Below are 21,925 nucleotides of genomic sequence, written 5' to 3'. Positions count from 1 at the left end.
GGTAGGGAAGTTGATTAATAAAGTTGTCTTTATTACAGGAGGAACAAGAGGAATTGGGAGACAAATAGCCCTTATTTTTGCGAAAGCTGGGTATAAACTTGCCTTAAATTATCACCATAATCAAAAAATAGCCCAAGAATTTCAGCAAGAATTAATGACTTCTTTTTCCACCACTGTCCGCCTTTATCCAGGAGATATTGGAAGGGAAGAGGAAGTAGTGAACATGACTGAAAAAATTTATCAAGATTTTGGTCAGTTAGATATTCTAATTTTAAATGCTGGTCCATTTATTCATGAAGAAATTAAATTAAAAGACTGTACCACGGATCAATGGCTGCACATGATGAATACTAATTTAAATAGTTTCTTCTATTTAATGAAGGCAATTCTTCCACATATGGAAAGGCAAAACTGGGGACGGATTGTTACGTTAGGTTACGATCAAATTGAACGAGTGACTGGTTGGCCTCAAAGAGGAGCATACAGTGCAGCAAAAACAGGGGTGGCAGCTGCCGTTAGAACTCTAGCAGTGGAAGAAAAAGAATTTAATATTACAGTAAATATGGTTTGCCCCGGAGATATTAAAGCCCAGTGGAAAGAAGCAAGCATTGAAGAAGCTGAAAAGGAACAATTAAGTGAACAGGCAAAAAAAGAAAAATTCATTGAAGGTACTAGAAAAGAAAAATTTCTTGAAGAAGTCAAAAAGGAAAAGGCCCCTGAAGAAGCTGAACAGGAAAAATCCGTTGAAAAAACTGAAAAACTCAACAAAGTAAAAAGAACCGACACTATCTCAAGTGCTTTTGAAAATGCCAACTCTAAAAGAAAAGCCACGGGTGAAGATGTGGCGCAGACGATTTACTTTCTCTGTCAAGATAGTGCTGAATATTTAACAGGGAATATTTTAAATCTAGCTGGAGGAGAAAATATTATTGCTCGAAAAATGACTGACAAATAGCCTTATTTTTGATGGAATTTTTCCTCTTTAGAAGACACTTGATTTTTGGTATAATCAAGGTAACATGGTGTTTAACTTTTGAGAGCGTAAAATAGTTTGTGTAAATTAGGGTATTGAAAAAGGAAGACCTTATTCGTATGATTAAAGCGACTAAACCAAATCAAACGGAGGTCTTCCCTATGAATCAGTTTAACAAAGAAATCGCTCAAGCACTACTAGAAAATACCAATTTAACAGAAGTTTTTCGCAATCAACTTGAAAGTACAATGAATTCTCTTTTAGAAAGCGAACTTACTGCTATTTTAGGATATGATCCTTATGTGCGCTTTAATAACGGAAACTATCGCAATGGCGATTACACCAGACGACTAGACACACAGTTTGGTCAAATCAATGTCCGTGTCCCTAGGGACAGAAAAGGAGAGTTTCATCAATCGTTGATTCCTCCACACACTCATCGTATTGATAGTTTAGAAACAACCATCATTCAGCTCTATGAAAAAGGCATTACCACTAGAGAAATTGCTGATTTAATTGAAAAAATGTATGGCTCACATTATAGTCCAACTACTATTTCTAACATCACCAAAATGGTGGACGAACAAGTGACTGCTTTTCATTCTCGTCCTATTTTTCATTCGCAATATGTTTGTCTATTTCTAGACGCGACGTATATTCCGTTAAGACGTGATGCTGTTCAAAAAGAAGCAGTACACATTGCCTTAGGAATTACAGTTCTGTTGCAAAGTTTTAAATAAAGAATAAAATCCCTTACGGTATCTATGATTTAAGCTGGGATTCCCAATAATACCTTGATTTCAGTACAGACCGAAAACCCGAAGAGAGTGCCTTCTTTTCGGGTTTTCTTATATAATCCTCGAATGGCTTCCATGCCTTTAATCGTGGTAGAGGCAGTGCGTAAACTTCGATAGAATTTATTGCGTCTCTTTACTGGACGATGGTCTTGTTCAATCAAATTATTCAGGTATTTAATGGTACGATGTTCTGTCCCTTGATAAAAGCCGTATTCTTTTAGTTTCTTAAAGGCACTTGTAATAGAGGGGGCTTTATCTGTGACTACAACCTTTGGTTCATCAAACTGCTTCACTAACCGCTTAAGAAAAGCATAGGCTGCTTGTGTGTCCCGTTTTTTACGTAACCAAATATCCAAGGTTAAACCATCTGCATCGATGGCTCGATACAAATAATGTCATTTTCCTTTAATTTTGATGTACGTTTCATCCATTTTCCATGAATAAAAGGATTTTTTATTTTTCTTTTTCCAAATTTGATAGAGTAGTTTGCCATATTCTTGCACCCAACGATAAATCGTCGTATGAGAAAAATGCCACGATCATATAAGATTTCTTGAACTTCACGATAGCTAAGGTTATAACGAAGATAGTAGCCCACGGCTACAATAATCACATCCTGCTGAAATTGCTTTCCTTTAAAATGACTCATCGTCATTCCTCCTGCTATCTTTTTCTATTATTCTACCTTATCTGATAGTAGATTTAAAACTTTGCAACAGAACCATTCCTCCGATAAACATTTTTAGTACTGTCTGTTTTTAATAGTATAAAATGAATCAAATTGAATATCAAATATATATTATATCCATGAAGCCCAATCTTCTTTAATAGAAGATTGGGCTATTTTTATGGCAAAGGAGGGAAAAGAAATGTTTCAAAATAAAGGACAACGTTATGTCACAAAGGGAGTAATGGACAGTTTGCCGGTGGAATTACAAGCTTTATGTTGGAATCTAATCGATCAAAACGTTCAAAAGCAACTTCCTTTAGACTATCTTCAAATTTTTGAATTTTCTACGGAAAAAGGAAATCAAAAGTTGGTTCATCGTCAAGAAGAACCGGAAGAAAGAAAAGAGTATCTGATTTCACCTAAGCTTCGTTTGAAATCAGTGTCTCAAAAAATATGGGCCATTGATTCGGGTGAGTATCAAACGATGTTATTACCAGAAGAATACTAGTATCTAAAAGAAAGGAACGAAAGGACTTGTTAGAAACGGCTATCGAAGTACTGGAAAAGTGTGCACAGCTGGTCACTGCTTCTGAAGAGTGGGGCTATGAATCCGTTACGATGGAAAAAGAGGAAATTGAAATGGGTACGCTTCCTAAAGATGTTCATCTACCACGTTTAGTGATGACACATCTTTATATTTATTGTGCACCAGAAGATGGAAAAGACTATGTAGTTTATTTTATTACAGATATTACCAGCCAGCGAGAATTTGTTCGTGGGTTACTGGTAGAAGGACGATTGGTTTGGAGTCAGATTGAAGGAACGATAGATGAAATCAACCCAAAGTTGATTTATAATTTAAAGAACAATTTCCAATCTTTAGGAATTGATGAGAAAACTGAATTAGTTGCAAATGAACGTGATCAATTGTTAATAGAAGAATTCTTGGATGCAAATTGGGAAAATCATGAGTTTTTTCAGCAGTTCGTAGCTCACTTTTTAGGAAGAGGAATAGGCCTTACACCAAGTGGGGATGACATGTTGATGGGCATGATTATGATATCAAACTCTTTTTCTATGCCAATGGAATGGTCTTCGTTCATTTTAACTCAATTAGAGCGTACACAAACAACAAAAGTAAGTGATGCTTACTACAAAGCTTTGTTATCTGGTTACATAAGCACTCAGTTTGTCTCTCTGTTGCAAATAATCAAAGATAAAAAAATGACTGACTGGAATGAAGCTATTTCAAGAATTGCTGATTATGGACACACTTCCGGATGGGACACGCTTTTTGGTATTTTTTTATTTTTGCAGAAACTAGAGAAATCTTTGTCATGAAGAGCGGTCGTTGATTTTTATAATAAGCGAGAGTAAGGGAGAATGGAAATATGCCGAAAAAAATAGTTGTTGCTTTAGGTGGAAACGCCATTTTAACAGATATTCCAACAGCGGAAGCACAAAAAGAATCATTGCGTCAAACAAGTGAGCATTTAGTCAGTTTTGTAAAAGAGGGCCACCAAATTATGATCACTCATGGAAACGGTCCGCAGGTAGGGAATTTGTTGCTTCAGCATGCCGCAGCAGATTCAGAAAAAAATCCAGCATTTCCGCTGGACTCTCTTGTGGCAATGACACAAGGAAGTATTGATTTTTGGATGCAAAATGCTTTACGTGAAGCATTGATTGCTCATAATATTGAAAAGCCAGTTGTTTCTTTAGTTACTCAAGTACAAGTGGATGAAAATGATCCGGCTTTTGAAAATCCATCAAAACCGATTGGTCCATTTTTAAGCGAGGAAGAAGCAAAGGTTGAAATGAAAAAAGGGAACGGGACCTTTATTGAAGATGCTGGTCGTGGTTGGCGTAAAGTTGTACCCTCACCAAAACCAAAGAGTATTTTAGAATACCCAATTGTAGAATCATTGACAGATAACGGTGTGATTACGATTGCTGCCGGTGGCGGTGGAATTCCGGTAATCGCCTCTGAGGAAGGATTTACAGGAATTGAAGCGGTTATTGATAAGGACTTCGCAGCAGCAAAACTTGCTGAATTAGTTGGAGCGGACTATTTGATTATTTTGACTGGGGTAGACAATGTCTATGTCAATTGGAATAAACCAGACCAAAAAAAATTAACCGACGTAACGGTCGATGAATTAAAAGAATATATAAAACAAAACCAATTCGCTCCTGGCAGCATGTTACCAAAAGTAGAAGCAGCAATTGAATTTGTTGAAAATGCGAAAGATGGAAAAGCGATTATTACATCATTAGAAAATGCTGGTAAATTATTTGATGGTAACGGTGATGTAACAACGGTAATAAAATAATTGCTTTAACAGTTTAGCGTGATAAAAATCTATACCTTCTTAAGTTGATTTATTAACTTGAGAAGGTATTTTTTTCTGAAAAATGATAATGAAAATCAAAATGTTCATTTCTATCAATTTTGAAGTCAAAAAAATAAAGTACAGCCCAGAAATTTGCTCTGTACTTTAAAAACTGGTTAAATGAAGATGAAATCGCTCCCTTATTTTTTAGTATTGGTGGAATTAAAAGGTACTTTTTAAACAAAAACTACACATAAAAAATAAAAAAAGTATTGAAATGTAATTGCTTTCAGTATATGCTATATCCATAAACGCGCGTTCATGGGATGTTCATCGTATAAAAAAAGGTGGAAATGAGCGTATCGTTTTTCTTTTTAACAAATCATGAACGCGCGTTTATGAGTTTGAATCAAGCTGCAATATAAGAAGGCAAACTGCAAGACCTTCATTTTAAGGAGAAGTGTTATGGGGAAAATAAGTTTAGGAATAGACATAGGAGGGACGTTCATTAAGTATGCATTAATAGACAAGCAACATCGCATCAAAGAGAAGTGGAAAGTCGAAACGGTTAAGTACAATACAGCCGACGAATTTTACGATTATATATGTTCAAATATAAGAAATGTAGATGAAATTGACAAAATCGGTGTAAGCGCACCCGGCCTTATTGATGAAGACTCGAATGTTAAATCCTATGCTGCTCCTAACGTAGCTATAATGTACGGCACAAATATCAATAATGAAATCAACAAAAGGACAAATAAAAAAGTGTCCGCAATCAATGATGCAAAAGCGGCAGGTTTATGTGAGTTTAAAATTGGAAATGCAAAGGGATACAAATCTTCAGCGTTTTTGATTATAGGTACAGGAACAGGCGGATGCATATGCGACGAAAACGGAGTTGTGTATGGAAAAGATTCGTTTGCGGGGGAATTCCATAATATGCCTTTTGTAAACGCTGAGATAGGCGGCCTTGATAAGATGGGTGATTATGCTTCGATAACCGGATTGGTTAATTTATACAATAAAAAAGCTAATCGGGAGGAGCAGGTTCAGTATGGAAATGAGGTTTGCAAGAAGTACCTAAACGGAAATGAATCAGCTGTGTCTTCAGTAGATGAATGGATAGGAAACATAGTGGCTCAATTAATAGTAATCACCGTTTTTTATAATCCTGAAGTGATATGCATCGGTGGAGGAATATCCGAAGAAAACTGGTTCATCAATAAAGTAAGAGAAACGTATAAGAAAACCTGTAGGGAGTATTTAGAAGCGGATTTTATTACTACCGAAATTAATAGATGCAAGCATAATAACGATGCCAACATACTGGGTGCTGTTATAAAAGCTTCTATCTAAAATACACAACAGTTTTGTTTCAAGAAAGAATGTTTGAAAATAAATTTATATTGAAAACGGAGGAGAAGATTCAGTGATATACGAAGAATTAGACAAATTCCAAGATGATTTCCTATGGGGATCGGCATCTGCAGCGTATCAGGTTGAAGGAGCATGGGACAAAGATGGAAAGGGGGAAAGTGTATGGGATGTGTACACCCGCCAACCGGGGACAACATTTAAGAATACAAACGGGAATATCGCGGTCGACCATTACAATAGATACAAAGAAGACGTAGCTTTAATGGCTGAAATGGGATTGAAAGCTTATAGATTCTCAATTGCATGGACACGTATTTATCCCAATGGAAGAAATGAAGTAAATGAAGAAGGCTTAAAATTTTATGAAAACTTGATAGATGAACTTATCGCGAACAATATCCAACCAATCATTACGTTGTACCATTGGGATTTACCTCAACATCTTCAAGATTTGTACGGCGGATGGGAATCAAGAGAAATCATTCATGATTTTAATGAATACTGTGTAACGTTATTCAAGAGATTTGGGAATAAAGTTAAGCACTGGGTATCATTGAATGAACAAAATATATTTGTAACACTAGGTTACGTAACCGCTATGCACCCGCCAGCTGTTAAAGATCAAAAGAGAATGCTTGAGGCGAATCATATAGCGAACTTAGCTAATGCTACCGTAATTGAATCCTTCAAAAAATATGTTCCAGACGGTATGATTGGACCAAGCTTTGCATTTGGACCAGTTTATCCATTCAGTTGCGATCCAAAAGATGTTTTATCCGCAGAAAATGCAGAGGATTTAAATTGCAATTGGTGGCTCGATGTTTATTGCAAAGGTAAATATCCAGTGTTCGCTTTTAAATATTACGAAAGACTTGGGATCGCACCCACTATTGAAGATGGAGATCTTGAATTGTTGGAAAGAGTAAAACCAGATTTTATCGGAATAAATTACTACCAAACAAGCACAGTTGCATTCAATCCGCTTGATGGAGTAGGGCAATCGGAAGGTATCAATAACACAGGTAAAAAAGGCACCACTAAAGAAAGCGGATTACCCGGAGTTTATAAAAATGCAAAAAATGCACATCTGGAAACAACAAATTGGGACTGGGCAATTGATCCTACTGGTTTAAGAATTGGACTAAGAAGATTGACCAGCAAATATAATCTTCCAATACTTATTACAGAAAACGGGCTTGGAGAATTCGACAAGCTTGAAGAAGACGACACTGTCAATGATGCTCACAGAATCGATTACTTGAGCGCACATATCAAGGCTTGTAAAGAAGCAATAACAGATGGTGTTGATCTTCTAGGCTACTGCACGTGGTCATTTACAGATTTGTTAAGCTGGTTGAATGGTTATCAAAAACGCTATGGATTTGTGTATGTGGACAGAGATGAAAATGATCAAAAAGATTTGAGAAGAATCAAAAAGAACAGCTTCTATTGGTACAAAAATGTTATTCGCACCAATGGAGAAGAGTTATAAGAATCGTTCACAATCAATGAATATGAAAAAACAAGGAGAGATAGACCATGAAAAAAATTTTACTAGTATGTTCAGCAGGAATGTCCACAAGTTTGCTTGTGACCAAAATGAGAAACTCCGCAAAGGAAAAAGGAATTGAAGTAGAAATAGATGCTCTTCCAGTTGCAGAGGCAAGTACGGCCGTTGATAATGTCGATATCGTTCTTTTAGGACCACAAGTGCGTTTCCAGAAAGGGACCGTTGAAAAACTTGTAAAAGGCAGAATTCCCGTAGAAGTGATGGACATGCGGCTGTATGGAATGATGAATGGAAAAGCGATTTTAGAAGATGCTTTACAAAAAATAAACTAGGAAAGGAGGCTAAAAAAAATGAGTTTTATGGACAAATTTCAAAGTGCTATAGAAAGATTGTTAGTGCCTTTATCTACAAAGTTGAACGCTCAAAGACACATATGCGCAGTAAGAGATGCTTTTATTTTATCATTCCCATTAACGATGGCAGGATCATTGATGGTGTTATTGAATAATGTTTTCTTGTCAGCAGATGGATTCATGTTTAAAATCTTGCAATTCGATAAACTTTTTCCGGGTATTGTTAAATTCCAAGCAGTGTTCGCTCCAGTTGTTAAAGGTTCAGCTGATATTTTCTCGATTCTGATTGTGTTTTTGATAGCCAGAAACCTTGCGAAACTAATGGAAGGCGATGATTTGTTGACAGGTTTGACCGCAATCTCTGTTTATTTCATCATCTATCCTGATTATTTCGATAATGAAGGAGTAAATTATCTAACAAATCAATATATGGGCGCACAAGGGTTGTTTGTAGCAATTTTGGTTGGGCTCTTGGTCGGCGAACTAATGTCTAGATTAGCAAAATCAGATAAGTTAGAAATTAAAATGCCAGAACAAGTACCTCCAGCAGTTGCAAGATCCTTCAAAGTGTTGATCCCGATTATCATCACGACGATTTTCTTCTCCGTCCTCAACTACTTTGTAAAAATGGCTGCACCGGGCGGATTACATGAATTAATTTATAACATCATTCAAACACCATTGACCAGAATGAGTCAAAGTTTATTCTCAGTGATTATTTTAGCATTATTATCTCAATTGCTATGGGCTATGGGAATACACGGACCAAATACGATTGCAGCTATTCGAGATACCATGTTCTCGGAAGCCGGAAACGCAAACCTCTTACATTATGCTGAAAGCGGTACTACATGGGGAGCGCCTTATCCGATAACGTACAGTGGTTTAGCTACTGCTTTCGCTGAATATGGCGGTTCAGGAGCGACATTGGGTCTAATCATTGCTATATTGATTTTCTCGAAAAATAAGGAATCGAAAAGTATTGGCAAACTTTCTTTTGTACCCGGTTTGTTCAATATAAACGAAATGGTTATCTTTGGTTTACCGATTATTCTGAATCCGATTTACATTATTCCATTTATTATTGCGCCACTGGTTAACATTATGATTGGTTATACCGCAGTTATGATTCTTAAGATTATGCCGCCGGTAACGATTGGTATTCCTTGGACAACACCAGGACCATTGATGCCTTTCTTGGGTACAGGCGGAAATATCGTCGCACTGTTTGTCGGATTCATCTGTCTTGCGGTGAGTGTATTGATTTACTCGCCGTTTGTAATCGCAGCGAATAAAGCAGCGATTATTGAAGATGAAATGGAGAATGAAATACAGTCACAAGAAGTAGTAGAATCGATTTAAAAAAGCTGCAGTACGCTGAGAACAAACCGAAAGATTCAAGATAGGAGATTTACACATGGAAGGAATTGAATTAACTGCTTTTAGTATAATCAGTAATGTTGGAATGGCCAAATCATTGGCTATTGAAGCATTAAGAGATGCCAGAAAAGGAAAGTACAATGAAGCAGAAAAGAAAATGGCTGAAGCATCGGAATATTTTGTGAAAGGCCATCATGCACATACTTCTTTGATACAAAAAGAAGCTGCTGGCGAAAAAGTTGAACTTTCGTTAATAATCATGCACGCAGAAGATCAATTGATGTCGACGGAGACAACTAAATTATTAATCGAAGAAATGATAGAAATGTTCAAACAGTTAAACAATAAATAAGTGAACATGAAAGAGAAAATATTAGACGAACTAGAATTGCTTGCTTACTTTACAGGCAGAATCTGATGCCAGCAGCAAAACATAGAGCACCCAGGATGAAATATAATCCTGGGTGCCTTATTTTTAGAACAAAACACCGGGGTGGTAGTTTGTTCTGCGGTTGAAGGCATTTGCTGATGGTTTCTGCATGAAAGGTATTGCCAAAAGTCTCCTTTTGCTGGAATCCTGAAGCAGGCAGAGTTTTTCGAAAAACAGAAAAAGATTGAAAAAAATGGACAAATAATATAGTGTTGCAGTATGAACACGAGTTTACGAACGAAAGGAGATGCCTTTATGATGAATAGTACTGAAATTGCAAAAATTGCCGGAGTATCACGCAGTACTGTATCCAGAGTGATAAATAATTATTCAAATGTCTCGGAAGAAACAAGAGAAAAGGTTTTAAGAGTAATTAAGGAACATGAGTATGTGCCACATGCTTCAGCAAGGATGCTTGCAGGAAGCCAAAATAAGGTGATCGGCTTATTTATTATAGACCTGATACATGAAGAAGTTGGACTAAAAAATAGAATTACCAAAAGTCCGTATTATCTAGAATTTACTAGTTCAGTGATAGAAACAGCAAGTGAGATGGATTACCTGGTTCTTGTCCATATTATACATAGCGTCGCAGGCTATGAAAAAATTAAAGAGAGTTTTTATAATAAGACAATTTCTGGTGGGATTTTCATAGGCCAGAATGACGACGATGAATCGATAAAAACAATCATTGATAGAGGGTATAAAGTTGTGCTGCTCGATCAATCAATCAGACCTGAAGATGCCACCTATAACCAGTGCATGATAGTGAATGCGGACAATTACAACGGCGCTTATTGTGCGACAAAATATCTCATAGATAAAAAACATAAACAAATCGCACATATTACAGGCGGTACGGTCAAATTCTCTTCTAAAGACAGGATAAGAGGATACAAAAAAGCATTAGAAGATGCAGGGATAGAAGTAAATAAGAACTTGATTGTAAATAGCGAATTTGTGGAAAATGCTGGATATGAGGCTGCGAAAAAATTATTTAATGGAAATAGTGAGTTTTCGGCTATTTTTGCCAGTAATGATAAGATAGCATTTGGAGCAATCAAAGCTATTCAAGAAAGAGGTCTCAAAGTTCCAGATGACATCTCTGTTATAGGATTTGATGATATTGAATCGTCTAAATATTTTAATCCGCCATTGACTTCTATGAAAATGAAGTTAGGAGAAATGGCTGATATCGCCACAAAGTCGATTGTTGCATCGATTGAAGGTGAAACGAAGCCATCTATAAATGTAGTACCTGTCTCATTAGTGGAAAGGGAGAGTTGTGGGATTTTGCAGTAGCAAAACTTGCTGAATTAGTTGGAGCTGATTATTTGATTATTTTGATGGAGGTAGACAATGACTGTGTCTATGTCGACTTGAAAAGTAAAGTACAGCGCCCAAAAATGCTCTGTACTTTAAATCTCAGCAAAAACAGGAATATTTCCCAAACATCTCCTTCTTTGAGTAATTATACAAAAATTATGCAGACTTCCTTTTTTCATGATAAGATAATTTAAAAAGTTTTTAAACGATTTCTCATCCTCTTTTTCTTATATCGGGGGAGCATATTTTTTTGTAGACTAGGGGATTATAAGTTCAGCCATCAATGTCTAGCTCCCAAGTCCTGACCTAGTGAAAAAAGATAAATTTGCCCCATTGCGCGCTTCGCTGCTCATTCAGGGTCAAATTTCCTATTTTTTCATAGGTCAAGGCGGACTTGTCCGCTTTTCTTATCGCGTTTTTCAATCCTTGTGAATTTAAAGTTAGGCTATCATATTCAAAAATCAAGAGTATTGACTACGGTTGTCCAATCCAGTAAAATCAATACATACAACGGTGTCATAACTTATAGTCAAAAGTAAAGCTGGAAAAAGGGTGAAAAACATGAAATATGGATATGCACGAGTAAGTACTCGCCATCAGGATTTAGCAGGACAGATGCGACAACTGGAAGATGAGCGTTGCGATCGAATCTATTTTGAAAAAATTACTGGAACCAAAAGTAACCGACCTGAGTTTCAAAAACTCCTACAGGAAATACAGACTGGCGATACGCTAGTAATAACAAAACTGGATCGCTTCGCTCGCAGCACTCAAGATGCATTGACCAAACAATTGAAGACATTCGCTTGGGTTCGATCAAAGGTTACCTCTAAAGAACCATTTACACAAAATTATTGACGCTCCCAAGCTAAAACTCCTATTAATCGATCTACTAAAAATAAATAAAAAATTCTTTTCAATTTTTATTTATGGTATGACATAAATAAAGTAAAGTTATTCTTCTAGGTTAATCTTATTAATGCTCTTTCTCACTAGTGTTGCATGCAACACTAGTGAGAAAGAGCATTAAATATACTGCAAGGCAAGATATTTGGTAATTGAAGAATAACAAGCAAAAAAATAGCAGTCAGGTCTCTTGACAAAGTATAGTTGCTATTCTTTTTTTAGGCCCTACTTTAATGAAATTTTTGTTTGAAGGGAACGACTTCATTCCTTTGATTATTTCAGTTGAATTTAATAGAGAAGCCTGGCGTCTATTAAGAAATACTTTTCTTGATGAGCGTCAATTTTTTTAACGGAAATCTATCCTATACTAAATTCAGTAAAGAAAAAGGAGGAATCAAAGAAAGCTATTTTAAACAAACCAAAATTATAGGAGGAATAAATCATGACTGAAAATAAAGCTACTCAAGAAAGAACACCCCAAGAAAGATTGCAAGAAGAACAAGAACACAAGGAACATGTTCATCATACGAAAATTAATGCAGCGGCCATTGCGGATCATCTTTTAGGCAACATGCATACATTACATGTGAAACTGCACCAATATCACTGGTATGTAAAAGGAGCCAATTTCTTTACGTTGCATGAAAAATTTGAAGAGTTGTATAACGAAAATGAAAAATGGTTCGACAAACTTGCGGAGCGTCTAATTACTTCTGGGCATAAACCTGCTTCGACAACGGTTGAATTTGAAAAATATTCGATGCTTTCGGAAGATGCAGTTAATAAATACGCTAAAGCAGAAGACATGGTTGAAAATATTATCGAGGACTTCAGAAGCACTCGTGACCTAACTATTCGCGCGATTCGTTTAGCTCAAGACGAGGGTGACGATGCTTTAGAAGATACATTGATTGCTTTTAAAAATGACTTAGACAAGAACATTTGGATGCTGCAAGCGTTCATTGGTAAAGAAGCATTAGAAGATGATGACGCTCTTGATGAGGATGAAGATTAAGGTAAAAGTAGAAGCTGATTTAGGGATTGGAATTCTTTCCAGTCCTTTTTCCATTTTCTTGATGTGCATCAATTTTTTTGTAGTAAGAGACTTATATAATAAAAGCAGCGAATATAAACAAAATAAATAAAGGGGGAGAATGAATTGACTAAACATACCCATCATGAAATTGGCGACCACGCAGCCTGTATCCGCTTGGTTCCAATATTCAATCACTTAGAGGATAGCGCGATGAATTACATTGCTGAAAAAGCCCACATGAAACAGTATCAAAAAGGAGAGTTTCTGTTTCGTTCACAAGAAAAAGATGATGCCTTGTATATTGTGAATCGCGGAAAAGTCCGTATTTATCGATTGGCAGACTCTGGCAAAGAGCAGCTAGTGCGGATCTTGAACCCTGGTGATTTCACCGGAGAATGGACCTTGTTCAACCCGGATGCAGTACACGAGGAATATGCCGAAGCAACCCGAGATACCGTTGTCTGTATGATTCAGCAAAAAGATGTCCAAGATTTTCTGGAACAATACCCAGCTATTTCTTTAAAACTATTGGCGGAAATGTCTAAACGGTTAGAAAGTTCAGAACGTCAAACGACACAAGTAGCCTTGGAGAGTGTCATTACCCGTTTAGTTTTGTTTTTGGCAGAAAATGTGGAACCTGAAATGGGCAACTCTCCCACCATCACCCTGCCGATGGAAAAAAAGGACATTGCTTCCTATTTAGGAACGACACCTGAGACCATCAGTCGCAAATTTGGAGAATTGGAGGACGAGGGATTGATTCAACAGCTGTCTGGGAAAAGGATCAAGATTCAGGATTTAGATGATTTATTGCTTTACAGCGAATAATCGGACACACTTTTTTCTACACGTTGGTGTTCTGTCGCTCTTCATTAACAACGGGACAGAACTCAGTGCTTTTGCTTCCATCTGTCCGTTTTTGGCTTTTTTAAGACATAACGACCTTCATTCATTGGAAAAATAAAAGCACAAACATGATAACCCTCAAGTTTTTTTGTTTTATTTTTCTTTAAGATAGGGTTGTCGAACAAAACGTAAAAATAAGTAGGGGTGAATGTGCATTATTTTTGGGTGATAGTTGCCATCACGTTGTCAGCAGCGGGTGCATTCTTTGTCGTCCCTTTCACCAAGAACACGATTGGCGGCGAAGCAAAAACGTCTAACGTTGTTGAGGCAGGTAGGTTAGCTATGGAAAAAGAAGAGGAAGTTGTAAAAGGAGCCGGCGTAATCGGACACGGAAAAGTGGCGTATTACGAAGCGAGTGACCAGGGAGATAAAAGTGTATTCACTGTTTGGTTTCCATGGAGCTTAGCCGGAATCTTGTTCAGCATCACCATGACTAGAATGACGCGAAAAATTGAAGAAATGGAGCAAATAGAATGGAATTCGTATTAGGCGTTTTGAATCCCCATGCGGTGGAGATTGGTTCTGTTGTGATTCATTGGTATGGAGTCATTATTGCAGCGGGCATATTAGCGGCTCTCCAGTTGAGCACCAAGGAAGCAAAGAAAAAAGGACTGGAAGAGGATACCATTATCGATATGGCCTTATGGGCAATTCCGATTGGACTCCTCGGCGCTCGGCTTTATTATGTGTTATTTGAACTTGGTTATTATCTGCAAAATCCAGGACAAATCCTTACGATTTGGAATGGCGGCATTGCGATTTATGGGGGATTGATTGCAGGAGGGGGTACGCTATATTGGTATGCAAAGAAAAAAGGTACTTCTTTGGCACTCGTTCTTGATATTTTAGCGCCCAATGTATTGTTAGCCCAGTCCATTGGTCGTTGGGGCAATTTTATGAATCAGGAAGCTCATGGTGGACCGGTTACTCGTCAATTCTTGGAAAATCTTTATTTACCTGAATTTATCATTTGAACAAATGAATATCAATGGTACCTACTACCATCCGACTTTTTTATACGAGTCATTGTGGAGTTTGTTGGGCTTTGTCCTCATCGTCACTATACGGAACCGAAAACAGCTTTTGCTTCAAGGAGAAGTCGCTTTGAGTTACGTTTTGTGGTACTCAGTGGGTCGGTTCTTCATTGAAGGTATGTGAACGGACAGTTTATGGATTGGCGATTGGATCCGCGTTTCGCAAGCCTTGTCTCTGGCCCTGTTTATTGGCGCGATTGTAGTATGGTTTATACGCAGACAAGACTATCCACCAATTTCTTATTATTCTGATGGCAATAAGGGGCAGAAAAAGACTATTAAGATGGTGAATTGAGCAAAAAGATAAAAAGAAGTGCAAAACTTGATATGCGTCAATTTTCGTTTGCTAAAAGTGAGCTATACTACAGTTGTAAAGAGGAAAAGGCAGTGTTCATTAATCTGCTGCGGATAAAATAAAAACACATAAAGGAGATAGGAATTATGGAAAAAGCTATATTGCAATTAGAAACGTTGTCTTGTCCAAGTTGTATGCAAAAAATTGAAGGTGCCTTGAAATCAGTTAACGGTATTGATAAAGACAGCATTAAAGTATTATTCAACTCCAGCAAAGTCAAAATCAATTTTGATTCAGCTGTCACTTCGATTGAAGAGATTCAAAAAGCTATCGAAAACGTAGGCTATCCGGTCCTTAAAGCAAAAGTCAAGGCCGCTTAACAGATTAAATGAACTAGGCAATTCTGGAAGAAAAGCTATTTTTCCAGGATTGCTTTTTTTGTTGCAATCCGATTCGAGGTGCTTAGAAACGATAAAAGAGAACTTTCTAAACTTGATGTCAGTCAATTAATTACTTAGGCAATTATCTTATACTGTGTTTATCAATAAAAGAGAAATTAAATTTGGAGGGAAAAAGCATGCAACAATATATATTAAGCAAGAAAAATGTTATCACCGTCATCAGTGGATTGTTAATCGTACTCGGTTTCTTCAGTCACTTTGTTTTAGAAAACGTAGGACTTTCAGAGTGGTCTTTGATCATCGCCTCTGTCTTTGGGATTACGCCAATTGCCATTCAAGCGTTTCAAGCAATGAAAGTCAAAGTCATCAGTATTGATGTCTTAGTCAGTATTGCAGCGATTGGTGCGCTTTTTATTCAAAATTATGAAGAATCGGCTATTGTCACGTTCTTATTCTTATTCGGACACTACTTGGAACAACGAACATTGAACCAAACGCGATCTGCTATCAAAGAATTGACTGAAATGGCACCCGAAAGCGCCTTGAAACAAATGGATAATGGCGAATTTGAAGAAGTAGAAGTGGATGATATAGATGAAGGGGATATCTTGCTCGTTAAAACGGGTGCGAAAGTTCCAGTAGATGGCATAGTCCTTACGGGTGAAGGGCATATCAATGAAGCTAGCATTACAGGTGAAGCTATTCCGGTCAACAAGCTAGCTGATGCAGAAGTTTTTGCAGGAACCATTTTAGAAAACGGAACGATTCAAATCAGAGCTGACCGAGTTGGTGAGGACACCACATTTGGAAAAATTATTGAACTCGTGGAAGAAGCACAAGATTCTAAATCCGAAGCGGAACGGTTCATTGATCGCTTTTCTAAATACTACACACCAGCTGTCTTGGTTCTGGCAATTGTTGTATGGGCGTTCAGTCAAAATATTGAGTTAGCAATCACCATCTTGGTTCTAGGTTGCCCAGGCGCATTAGTTATCGGAGTGCCTGTCTCAAACGTTGCCGGTATTGGGAATGGTGCTCGTAACGGTGTTCTTTTAAAAGGGAGTGAAGTCATTCAAGACTTCAGTAATGTGGATACAATTGTATTTGATAAGACAGGTACTTTAACTGTCGGAAACCCAACCGTTGCAGCGACTGAACTGTATGAAAAAGATCCTGCTGAAACGCTTGGCTATCTGGCCAGTGTGGAACGGGAATCAGATCATCCATTAGCAAAAGCGGTCTTAAATCAAATTGGAGAAACAAACTTTTATCCTGTTGAAGGAACTGAAGTTGTGAAAGGCGGCGGAATCGTTTCAAGTGTAGCTGGACATAGAGTGGCTGTTGGGAATGTGGCCTTGATGGAAAAAGAAAATGTCACTCTCAGCAAAAAAGTGCAAAAAGATGTCAAACGGTTTGAACAACAAGGGAACTCTCTCGTTTTGACAGCGGTCGACGGTGAATTAAAAGTACTGATGGGCATTCGCGATCAAGTCCGTCCGGGTGTGAAAGCTAATTTGCAGGAATTAAAAGACTTGGGCGTGAAAAATCTAGTCGTTCTTTCAGGAGATAACCAAGGAACCGTTGATGTGGTCGCCGGCGAACTTGGTTTGACCGAAGCTCACGGCTACATGTTGCCGGAAGACAAATCGGCTTATATCGGAAAACTTCAACAACGTGGTCAAATTGTAGCCTTTGTTGGAGATGGCGTTAACGATAGTCCGTCCTTAGCTTTAGCAGACATTGGAATCGCAATGGGAAGCGGAACGGACGTAGCGATTGAAACATCCGATGTCGTTTTAATGAACTCGAACTTCAGCAACTTGCCTCACGCATTAGGATTAGTAAAAGCCACCGCAAATAATATGAAACAAAATATCGTGATTTCAGTTGGAGTAGTGTTGGTCTTGTTGACCAGCGTCTTCTTCAGCGAATGGATGAATATGTCTATCGGAATGTTGGTTCATGAAGGTAGTATCTTGGTGGTAATTTTCAATGGCATGAGATTAATGAAGTATAAGTTGAAAGGTCGGAAAGAACAAAAAGAAGTATCAGCACCTACAGAGAAAGTAAAAATATCTTAAGAATAAATTAGAAGAGGCTGAGACAATAGTCCATCCTTGAAATGACAAAAGCGGAAACTCAGATTTTTAAATCTGGGATTTTCCGCTTTTTTGAGTTCTTGAAAAAAAAATAAGAGTATAGAGTATGTTCTTTATAAAATTAATTTTCGTGTAAATGATTAAAAAATTTAATAATAAAATTTAAATTCCTATTAAGTTGTAACACATGAAATTGCTTAAAATAGTGTATCAAAAACCTTGTTTTATTAATGTTGAATTTATTTGAAAGGTCTACAGATTAACATATTATTGACAAAACAATATTTAAATAGTTATACTTCATTCAAACGTCTGTTTGAACGAGGTGGTGAAGTTAATGACTGCAGAAGTATGTACAACTACTTGTATACATAAAGAAAAAGTAGCTAGTGTTAAAAATAATTTAAAAGATAAAGACCTTTCAACTTTACTTGTATTAGGAAAATGTTTTAGCGATTCTTCTAGGATTAAAATTTTCTATGCTTTAGAAACGTATAAGGAGATGTGCGTTTGTGATTTAGCAGCGATACTTAATGCTAGTATTGCTACAACGTCACACCATTTACGTTTTTTGAAAAAGAACGGAATGGCGAAATCACGTCAATATGGAAAGGTAGTTTATTACTCTTTAGCGAATGAAGAGATTCTTTCCGCTGTGCAGGCTTTTCTAAAGTTGTCAGAAAATAGTTCTATGAAAGCTTAGTTTGGAGGTAGTTATTTTGTTACAAAACATTTTATCAGCACTCGCTGTATATATTTCTACCAGTATTGATTATTTATTTATCTTGCTGATTATTTTTTCTCAAAACCATACTAAAAAAGGTCTCCGTCAGATTTTTTTTGGTCAATATCTTGGAACAGGAATCTTGGTAGCCATAAGTTTGTTTGCAGCATATGTGCTAAATTTTATTCCTCAAGATTGGATCATTGGTCTTCTGGGACTAATTCCGATTTATTTAGGGATTCGTGTTGCTTTTGTGGGCGAAGAGGAGGAAGAAGAAGGGGAAGTCGTTGAGAAGCTAGGATCTAGAGGAACGAATCGTTTGTTTTGGACAGTTTCCTTAATAACGATTGCTTCTGGTGGCGATAATTTAGGGATTTATATTCCTTTCTTTACCTCGTTATCTTTTTCAGAAATTGTCACTTCTTTAATCGTCTTTGCTATCTCTGTTGCGGTTCTTTGCTATATTAGTTATAAATTTGCGAAAATTTCTTTTGTCTCTGAAACACTAGAAAAATATGAACGAATCATTGTACCTATCGTATTTATTGGATTAGGGATTTTTATTATGATAGAAAATGGAACCATCCAAACTATATTAGGTTTGTAGAGATCTTATTAGTAAAGGAAGCAAACGATGAGTGTATGGAGGAATCAACGATTGATGAAACTCTCCTTTTCTGTCCCTAGGGACACGGACATTGATTTGACCAAACTGTGTGTCTAGTCGTCTGGTGTAATCGCCATTGCGATAGTTTCCGTTATTAAAGCGCACATAAGGATCATATCCTAAAATAGCAGTAAGTTCGCTTTCTAAAAGAGAATTCATTGTACTTTCAAGTTGATTGCGAAAAACTTCTGTTAAATTGGTATTTTCTAGTAGTGCTTGAGCGATTTCTTTGTTAAACTGATTCATAGGGAAGACCTCCGTTTGATTTGGTTTAGTCGCTTTAATCATACGAATAAGGTCTTCCTTTTTCAATACCCTAATTTACACAAACTATTTTACGCTCTCTAATAAAATTATTAACTTAAAATAATTGAAATTACACATTCTGATATACATATAATATTGATTTGATTTCTATAATGTTTAAATTATTTGTTACAAAGCATCTTTTTATCAAAAAAAGTCGGGGCTGGTTGCCAATGCTGAGAAGAGTAAAATCAGCCGTCCGAATGGAACAAAATTTTTGGTTTTTTGCTTTTGCTTTGATAAATACGCAAAGAAATATCAATTAAAGGCGTGGGAAAAGAACTATAGTTGAAATTTCATCTACCTATCTATAATAATTCTATCTTTACCCGTGGTGCTAGTTAATTTTTTCCTAGAGGAAAATGTCTAAACGTGTTGGTAAATCAACAAAAAAACGCATATAGTAGTCTCAAAACTCCCAAGAAATGAGGACTACATATGCGTTCATCAAAATATACTGAACATTATACAGATACTTTTATAACATTCAAGGAAATTATGAGAACTGTTTCTAACATATACCACAATTGTGTACCAGATAAGATTAAAAACCGAAGAAATACTGATCAACTGAAGCAACGCGATACAGTGATTATTGCTTGTGTTATATGGGGCATAATTAATGGCTATACTAGCCAAAGAGCCACGTATAGAGCGGTTTGTTCCGTCTTATTTCCTAATGGTGACTTTCCTAGTAGGAGTCGATTCACTCGCTTAAGTTCAAACTTAGCTTACACTATCAAGATTATTCGATACTTTTTTATCAAGAAGCTCACCAAAGGTGAACTAGTCGGAATTATAGATAGTTTTCCTAGTCCATTATGTAAACCAGTTAGAAATAGACAAGCAAAACTATTGAATCAAATAGCCAAAGTTGGCTATAACTCAACAAAAAAATCTTATTTTTATGGTCTTAAAATTCATATGATCGTTACTAAGACTGGCTTTCCGATTACTTACTCAATCACGAATCCAGGTGTCCATGACGTGAAAGTGTTAGAGACTTTATCGGAAGAAGCGAATCTTCCCAATATCCTAGGGGACAAAGGATATATTAGCCATAAAATCCATGAAAAGCTTGCCCTTAAGGGCATTACTATATCCGTTCCTCCACGTAAAAACATGGATAAATCAGAAAAACTAGACCACAGCTTACTTGGAAAACAAAGAAAAACAGTTGAGACTGTTTTTTCTTCCTTAGAAAAATTAGGTTGTCAAAATTTCAACTCACGTTCTGTTAAAGGGCTAGAGAGTAGATTTGAAAGCATATTACTGGCTTACAGTGTTCTATTAAGTCGAGCACAACGACGTTTTGGAGGAACTTTGAGATATTCTTTAGGATATTAAAATTAACTAGCACCACGGGTTATTATTTATATAGTATTAGTTATAGCAAGATACTTTTGTCCTTTATTGCTAGAGTGTCTTGTGACCAGCCAACCTTATCAGTCTTTAAAAAATTTTTATAATCTATTAATTTCATGTGATATGTGGACATATACAAAAAACTTTTTATAATCTTTTAATAGGTATAAAAAATGAAGGAAAGGAAGAAAATTTGTAGATGAAGAAAACAGGTAAACTATTGTCTGCTTTGTTGTTATAAAGAGGGCTTAACAGGAAATAGACACTTTTACGATGGCGTTTGGAAAACGAATACGAAAACCTATCACGAAGCAACGAAATTTTTGACAGGACGTTACGCGACAGATACTAGCTACGATAAAAAATTAAATGTTCTAATCGTGACCTATGATTTTACTACGTATGATAAAGAAGTAGCAGGGCCACAACTAAATAAAGAAGGGTATCTCGTACCAGTCAAAAACTATACGATTTCTAGTCCATTTGGTAATCGTGGAGGAAAATTTCATCGAGGATTAGATTTAGCAGCAGCACAAGGCGATCCAATCTACGCTAGCAAGGCAGGAAGGGTTATTAAAGCAGAGTTTCACCCCTAATGTGGCAATTATGTAGCCATCGAACATGAAGATGGTACAACGACTTTATATGCGCATCAACAAGAATATCAAGTCAAAGTTGGCGACAAAGTAAAACAAGGACAAATTATTGGTTATGTTGGCTCGACAGGAAACAGTACAGGTAGTCACTTACATTTTGAATTATGCTTAGATCACAGTTTAAACCAATCACAATTGATTGATCCAGAAACAATCTTATTCTAAGAAATATTCTAATATTGATTTTCTGAATAAGTTGAGTACAAAAATTATAAAAAGTTATGTTGAACAATTAAAAATTAGCAAAAGAAGTATAACGTATAGTAGTTTTGTTTGGTTGATAAGAGAGATTTACGTAAGTGAAAAATTAATTATATAAGTATTCTCTATTTCCCAAAAAAATCTTACTTCAAGTATTTATAACTGCTAGATTTAGTT

Annotated in this window: 18 protein-coding genes and 7 pseudogenes; 23 read left to right on the top strand and 2 right to left on the bottom strand. The window is 36.6% G+C overall.

What is annotated here, in order from left to right; genetic code table 11:
* The first annotated feature begins 10 nt into the window (after positions 1-10).
* Positions 11-955 (top strand): SDR family oxidoreductase, encoded by a 945-nt coding sequence (locus IGJ32_RS11680; protein ID WP_373169239.1) that lies wholly within the window; start codon positions 11-13, stop codon positions 953-955.
* A gap of 179 nt (positions 956-1,134) precedes the next feature.
* Positions 1,135-1,689 (top strand): annotated as a pseudogene (locus IGJ32_RS11675) (IS256 family transposase); the annotation flags it as partial.
* A gap of 53 nt (positions 1,690-1,742) precedes the next feature.
* Here IGJ32_RS11675 and IGJ32_RS11670 read toward each other — a convergent pair.
* Positions 1,743-2,419 (bottom strand): annotated as a pseudogene (locus tag IGJ32_RS11670) (IS6-like element IS1216 family transposase).
* A gap of 220 nt (positions 2,420-2,639) precedes the next feature.
* On the opposite strand from IGJ32_RS11670, the gene IGJ32_RS11665 reads away from it, so the two are divergent.
* The 19 genes and pseudogenes from IGJ32_RS11665 to IGJ32_RS11575 all read left to right on the top strand — a co-directional run bounded on the left by IGJ32_RS11665 (position 2,640) and on the right by IGJ32_RS11575 (position 19,160).
* Complete coding sequence (locus IGJ32_RS11665; RefSeq protein ID WP_002332706.1) at positions 2,640-2,948, top strand: DUF960 domain-containing protein; 309 nt, start codon at positions 2,640-2,642, stop codon at positions 2,946-2,948.
* 26 nt (positions 2,949-2,974) lie between these two features.
* Positions 2,975-3,265: pseudogene (locus tag IGJ32_RS11660) on the top strand (4'-phosphopantetheinyl transferase); the annotation flags it as partial.
* Complete coding sequence (locus IGJ32_RS11655) at positions 3,239-3,781, top strand: DUF2877 domain-containing protein (RefSeq protein WP_373169237.1); 543 nt, start codon at positions 3,239-3,241, stop codon at positions 3,779-3,781. The pseudogene IGJ32_RS11660 and the gene IGJ32_RS11655, both read left to right, overlap by 27 nt.
* A 50-nt stretch (positions 3,782-3,831) precedes the next feature.
* Positions 3,832-4,773 (top strand): carbamate kinase, encoded by a 942-nt coding sequence (gene arcC, locus IGJ32_RS11650; protein ID WP_086284366.1) that lies wholly within the window; start codon positions 3,832-3,834, stop codon positions 4,771-4,773.
* Between the two features lie 465 nt (positions 4,774-5,238).
* Entirely contained in the window at positions 5,239-6,132 is an 894-nt protein-coding gene (locus IGJ32_RS11645) for an ROK family protein (protein ID WP_002305082.1), read from the top strand.
* A gap of 73 nt (positions 6,133-6,205) precedes the next feature.
* Positions 6,206-7,645, top strand: a complete 1,440-nt coding sequence (locus IGJ32_RS11640; RefSeq protein ID WP_002305084.1) for a glycoside hydrolase family 1 protein — start codon at positions 6,206-6,208, stop codon at positions 7,643-7,645.
* Between the two features lie 47 nt (positions 7,646-7,692).
* Complete coding sequence (locus tag IGJ32_RS11635) at positions 7,693-7,995, top strand: PTS sugar transporter subunit IIB (protein ID WP_002305086.1); 303 nt, start codon at positions 7,693-7,695, stop codon at positions 7,993-7,995.
* Positions 7,996-8,013: 18 nt separating this feature from the next.
* Positions 8,014-9,378: a PTS sugar transporter subunit IIC gene (locus tag IGJ32_RS11630; RefSeq protein ID WP_002319286.1), complete on the top strand. Its 1,365-nt coding sequence runs from the start codon at positions 8,014-8,016 to the stop codon at positions 9,376-9,378.
* A 55-nt stretch (positions 9,379-9,433) separates the two neighbouring features.
* Positions 9,434-9,748: a PTS lactose/cellobiose transporter subunit IIA gene (locus IGJ32_RS11625; protein WP_002305088.1), complete on the top strand. Its 315-nt coding sequence runs from the start codon at positions 9,434-9,436 to the stop codon at positions 9,746-9,748.
* Positions 9,749-10,081: 333 nt separating this feature from the next.
* The gene (locus IGJ32_RS11620) at positions 10,082-11,128 is read left to right on the top strand and encodes a LacI family DNA-binding transcriptional regulator (protein WP_002319287.1); all 1,047 of its coding nucleotides are present in this window, start codon (positions 10,082-10,084) and stop codon (positions 11,126-11,128) included.
* A 585-nt stretch (positions 11,129-11,713) separates the two neighbouring features.
* A pseudogene (locus IGJ32_RS11615) lies at positions 11,714-11,935 on the top strand (recombinase family protein); the annotation flags it as partial.
* 565 nt (positions 11,936-12,500) lie between these two features.
* Complete coding sequence (locus IGJ32_RS11610) at positions 12,501-13,073, top strand: Dps family protein (protein WP_002292150.1); 573 nt, start codon at positions 12,501-12,503, stop codon at positions 13,071-13,073.
* Between the two features lie 144 nt (positions 13,074-13,217).
* Positions 13,218-13,922 (top strand): Crp/Fnr family transcriptional regulator, encoded by a 705-nt coding sequence (locus IGJ32_RS11605; RefSeq protein WP_373169235.1) that lies wholly within the window; start codon positions 13,218-13,220, stop codon positions 13,920-13,922.
* A gap of 228 nt (positions 13,923-14,150) precedes the next feature.
* Positions 14,151-14,489, top strand: a complete 339-nt coding sequence (locus tag IGJ32_RS11600; RefSeq protein ID WP_081123411.1) for a hypothetical protein — start codon at positions 14,151-14,153, stop codon at positions 14,487-14,489.
* Positions 14,474-15,329 (top strand): annotated as a pseudogene (lgt, locus tag IGJ32_RS11595) (prolipoprotein diacylglyceryl transferase). The gene IGJ32_RS11600 and the pseudogene lgt overlap by 16 nt, the downstream one beginning before the upstream one ends.
* A gap of 146 nt (positions 15,330-15,475) precedes the next feature.
* Positions 15,476-15,709, top strand: coding sequence for a heavy-metal-associated domain-containing protein (locus IGJ32_RS11590; protein WP_003703288.1), 234 nt, complete (start codon positions 15,476-15,478; stop codon positions 15,707-15,709).
* Between the two features lie 197 nt (positions 15,710-15,906).
* Positions 15,907-17,811, top strand: coding sequence for a heavy metal translocating P-type ATPase (locus IGJ32_RS11585; protein WP_002330545.1), 1,905 nt, complete (start codon positions 15,907-15,909; stop codon positions 17,809-17,811).
* A 355-nt stretch (positions 17,812-18,166) separates the two neighbouring features.
* Positions 18,167-18,532, top strand: coding sequence for an ArsR/SmtB family transcription factor (locus tag IGJ32_RS11580; protein ID WP_002330544.1), 366 nt, complete (start codon positions 18,167-18,169; stop codon positions 18,530-18,532).
* Between the two features lie 16 nt (positions 18,533-18,548).
* On the top strand, positions 18,549-19,160 hold the full coding sequence (locus IGJ32_RS11575) for a CadD family cadmium resistance transporter (RefSeq protein ID WP_002330543.1): 612 nt from the start codon (positions 18,549-18,551) through the stop codon (positions 19,158-19,160).
* 21 nt (positions 19,161-19,181) lie between these two features.
* Here IGJ32_RS11575 and IGJ32_RS11570 read toward each other — a convergent pair.
* Positions 19,182-19,466 (bottom strand): annotated as a pseudogene (locus IGJ32_RS11570) (transposase); the annotation flags it as partial.
* 498 nt (positions 19,467-19,964) lie between these two features.
* Here IGJ32_RS11570 and IGJ32_RS11565 point away from each other — a divergent pair.
* Together IGJ32_RS11565 and IGJ32_RS11560 are read left to right on the top strand one after the other, a co-directional pair.
* Positions 19,965-20,873 (top strand): IS982-like element ISEfm1 family transposase, encoded by a 909-nt coding sequence (locus IGJ32_RS11565; RefSeq protein ID WP_002324522.1) that lies wholly within the window; start codon positions 19,965-19,967, stop codon positions 20,871-20,873.
* Between the two features lie 260 nt (positions 20,874-21,133).
* Positions 21,134-21,712, top strand: a pseudogene (locus tag IGJ32_RS11560) (peptidoglycan DD-metalloendopeptidase family protein); the annotation flags it as partial.
* Between the last annotated feature and the right edge of the window lie 213 nt (positions 21,713-21,925).

The organism is Enterococcus sp. DIV1639a (assembly GCF_050530445.1).
In the GTDB taxonomy this organism is placed as follows: Bacteria; Bacillota; Bacilli; order Lactobacillales; family Enterococcaceae; genus Enterococcus_B; species Enterococcus_B hirae.
The sequence above is the reverse complement of the archived record's forward strand: the minus strand, read 5'-3'. Positions and strand labels throughout refer to the sequence as shown.